The 3,199-nt window shown below is 69.1% G+C and carries 5 protein-coding genes; 4 read left to right on the plus strand and 1 reads right to left on the minus strand.

Features of this window, described 5'->3' with window-relative positions:
- Positions 1 to 633 (plus strand): hypothetical protein (locus VF202_04820; GenBank protein ID HEX7039415.1); only part of this gene is annotated, 633 nt, incomplete at its 5' end.
- Positions 634 to 650: 17 nt separating this feature from the next.
- The gene (locus VF202_04825) at positions 651 to 1,388 is read left to right on the plus strand and encodes a LamG-like jellyroll fold domain-containing protein (GenBank protein HEX7039416.1); all 738 of its coding nucleotides are present in this window, start codon (positions 651 to 653) and stop codon (positions 1,386 to 1,388) included.
- 15 nt (positions 1,389 to 1,403) lie between these two features.
- On the opposite strand, the gene VF202_04830 is transcribed toward VF202_04825, so the two are convergent.
- On the minus strand, positions 1,404 to 1,856 hold the full coding sequence (locus VF202_04830; GenBank protein HEX7039417.1) for a MarR family transcriptional regulator: 453 nt from the start codon (positions 1,854 to 1,856) through the stop codon (positions 1,404 to 1,406).
- Positions 1,857 to 2,023: 167 nt separating this feature from the next.
- Between VF202_04830 and VF202_04835 the strand changes: the two genes are divergently transcribed.
- Both VF202_04835 and VF202_04840 read left to right on the plus strand, forming a co-directional pair.
- Positions 2,024 to 2,401: a type II secretion system protein gene (locus tag VF202_04835; GenBank protein HEX7039418.1), complete on the plus strand. Its 378-nt coding sequence runs from the start codon at positions 2,024 to 2,026 to the stop codon at positions 2,399 to 2,401.
- A 141-nt stretch (positions 2,402 to 2,542) separates the two neighbouring features.
- Positions 2,543 to 3,181: a glucosaminidase domain-containing protein gene (locus VF202_04840; protein HEX7039419.1), complete on the plus strand. Its 639-nt coding sequence runs from the start codon at positions 2,543 to 2,545 to the stop codon at positions 3,179 to 3,181.
- The last annotated feature ends 18 nt before the right edge of the window (positions 3,182 to 3,199 follow it).

The raw sequence follows: 3,199 nt of genomic DNA on the forward strand, positions 1-3,199 counted from the left end.
AGCGGCATCGCCGACGGGAACAAGGCGAGGGTCTACATCAGTCGTGAGCTCGCCGAGCACGTGCAGGTGAACTTCACTGACGCGGACACGGGCGAGGCGCTGACGCACACGCTCGGCGTGGTGCTCGGCAAGCTGCGGGTGATCGAGGGCGACGCCGCGAACTACCCGGCGCTGCCGCCGGGCAGCGTGCCGGTAGCGAAGATCAGCAAGGCCGCCGGCGTCGTGAGCGTCGACGCGGCGGAGGACGACGCGCCGGTCGTGCGGGGAGGCGGCGGGGGAGGCGGCGGGGGAGGCGGGAACGCCTACTACGACCTCCAACTGGGCTACCCCGGCGCGCCCGACGCCGGCGCGATCGACATGGTGCTCGTGCCGCGCGCGGTCACGATCGACGACGCGGACCCCGGCGAGGTGCACGTCGGCGTGAACCCGACAGACGGCACGGCCGTCATCGACATCGAGGTGAACGGGTCGAGCGTCGGCAGCATCAGCATCACGACCGCCGGAGCCGTTACCTGGAGTCTCGCTGCCGACATCGAGCTCAGCGCCGGCGACACGCTCGCGCTCGTCGCGCCCTCCCCGGCGGACTCGACGCTCGCCGACGTGATCGTCGCGTTCAAGGGGGTGGCGGCGTGAGCCCGCTCATCCGCAGCGTGGGCCTGCGCCGGGGCGGGACGTTCACGCCGCCCGTGCAGGACTTCACGCCCGCCGACCTGCCCGGCCTGTACGTGTGGCTGGACGCGAGCGACGCCGGCACGCTCACCATCGACTCCGGAACCGTCTCGGCGTGGGCGGACCGGAGTGGCAACGCTCGGCACGCGTCACAGGGCACGACCGCGATCCGGCCCACCCTCCAAGCCGCCGGGTTGAACGGCCTGCCGACCGTCAGGTTCGACGGCGTGGACGACCGGATGGTCCTGGCCGGCTTCACGCACCTGACGACGTTGACGGTGGCCGTGGTCGCGCGCCCAACCAACCTCTCAGGGTTCCGCGCCCTGGTTGGGAGGACCGAGGACAGCCCGTGGCGGCACAACTGGGTCGTCGGACTGGACAGCGCGAAGCATCTGCTGCTCTACTACAACGGCAGCGTCTATCCGCGCGCCGGGGCCGCCGATGCCGTCACCGTGAACACCGCGTACGTCTTCACCAGCCGCCTCGACAGCAGCCCCGCCGCTCACCTCTGGCAGGACGGTGAGCTTCAGAACCTCGCGGTGGACACGATCGCGCCGTCCCCCGCGAACTTCGGCGCCGGCGTTCTCGGCGCCAGCGACGGCGGCACCGCGAGCTTCTGGGCGGGTGACATCAGTGAGGTCGTGATCACCAGCGGCGCCCTGAGCGACGAGGACGTCGCGGCGTTGAACGCGTACCTCCTGAGCAAGTGGGGCATCTAGCATCTAGGGCGGCGGCTAGACGGTCCCTGAACGGCCTGGGACTGTCAGCGCGCGCCGCCACCTGACCGGCCGCCCGTCGACGCGCTCGGCGAGGCCGCGATCGGCGAGGGCCGCTAGGCGCTTGTGCGCGTTCGACCGCTCCACGCCCGCCAGGTCGGCGAGCTGGGCGGTGGTCAAAGGCTCGTCGGTCAACGCGTCGAGCAGCGCGCGGTTCGAGGCGATCGACTCACGCGACGCGGCGGGCACGTACTTCACGAGCGGATCGAGGAGCGCCCGGCCTGCTTCGGTCACCGTCCATTTCCGACCTTCCTTGGCGACCAATCCGCGCCGCTCGAGGTTTCGAAGGCTGGCGCTCGTCGACTGTGTGTGCCGCCGGCCTAGGAGGCGCGTCAGCTCGGTCGTCGTGGCGCCCTCCGCCTGGTAGAGGAGCGTGAGCAGTTGCCTCGTCTGGGCGTCCAGGTCGGGCACGAACCCAGGGATACCCCCAAGAGGGGGAGAGCTGGCGTGAAGAAAGTCAGACCCCTGTAAGAATCCCGTGAGTAATCTCCTCATCAGACCCTAATCGGGGTCTGCACTATCCGCCCAGCCCCGCCATCATCCATCCCCTCGGGGCCGGGCAAAATGAGGAGGACGCAATGCGTCAAGGCAATAGGACTAAGGGCTTCACGCTCATCGAGCTGCTGATCGTGATCGCGATCATCGGCATCCTCGCCGCGGTTCTCATCCCGAACCTGCTCGGCGCCCGCCGCACCGCCGTCGACCGTGCCGGCGACGCGTACCTGCGGAACGTCTACACGGCGGCGCAGGCGTACCTCGCCGAGAACCCCGATGCCGACCCGACTGAAGTCGACGGTGACTGCACCGCTGGTTACTCCGCTGGCCAGTACAACGTGGCGGAGTGGGGTCCAATGACCAGCTGCGAAATTTCTGGCGGTGGCAGCTACGTCGAAGGCGAGTGGGATGGTGGCAACAGGACCGGCGGCAGCATCGGCGAAGCGCCGGCCACCCCGTAAGGCTCTTCCAATAGGCAAGTTGGCCGCTCTTCGGGGCGGCCTTCTTCTTTGCCTTGACGCGCTGACCTAGCCCACAACCAAGTCCCCGCCAGCCCCCGGCATCTGTGCCGGGGGCTTTCTCGTTGGGAAGGAGCTGACCGTGTGACGCAAACGCAGTTCATCGCGCAGGTGCGCGCCCTCGCCGCTGAGGTGCCCGGGGTGAACCCAGAGGCGACCGCCGCTCACGCCGCGAACGAAAGCGCGTTCGGGCAGTCCGGCCTCGCCCTCAAAGCCAACAACCTCTGGGGCGTCAAGGCCACCGGGCAGCACACGCCCTACTGGTCAGGTGACTTCGTCGAGATGCCCACGTGGGAGGTCCGGGACGGGGTGAACGTCCAGGAACTCGCCAGGTTCCGCAAGTACGCTTCCTGGGTCGAGGCCATCGGCGACTACGCCGACATCGCCGCCAGGGTCTACCCCTGGGCGGTGCAGCACTCCGACAACCCCCTCGGATGGTTGACGGGTCTCTTCCTCATCGGCCCCGCCAAGTGGGCGACCGACCCGACCGCGTACCAGAAGTGCGTGGCGCTCATCGACAAGTTCGACCTGTGGACGCCATCTCAGCGCGAACGGCTCGGCGAGCACGCGGTCCTCGTGGACAACAGCCCCAGCCTCGCGAAGGCCTGGGGGCAGGTGGCGGCGGTTCTGTCTGGCCGGCCGGCGGTGTTCGGGCCGCATCTGGCCACCAGGACGCTCAGGCCTGACCTCGAGTCCTGGAAACTCGACGTTCGCGCCCTGTGACCCGCAAGCACGCCGCCT

Source organism: Trueperaceae bacterium, from assembly GCA_036381035.1.
Taxonomy (GTDB): domain Bacteria; phylum Deinococcota; class Deinococci; order Deinococcales; family Trueperaceae; genus DASRWD01.

Coding starts and splice junctions, on each gene's coding strand:
- VF202_04835 (HEX7039418.1), top strand. CDS start 2,024: ATGCGTCAAGGCAATAGGACTAAGGGCTTCACGCTCATCGAGCTGCTG.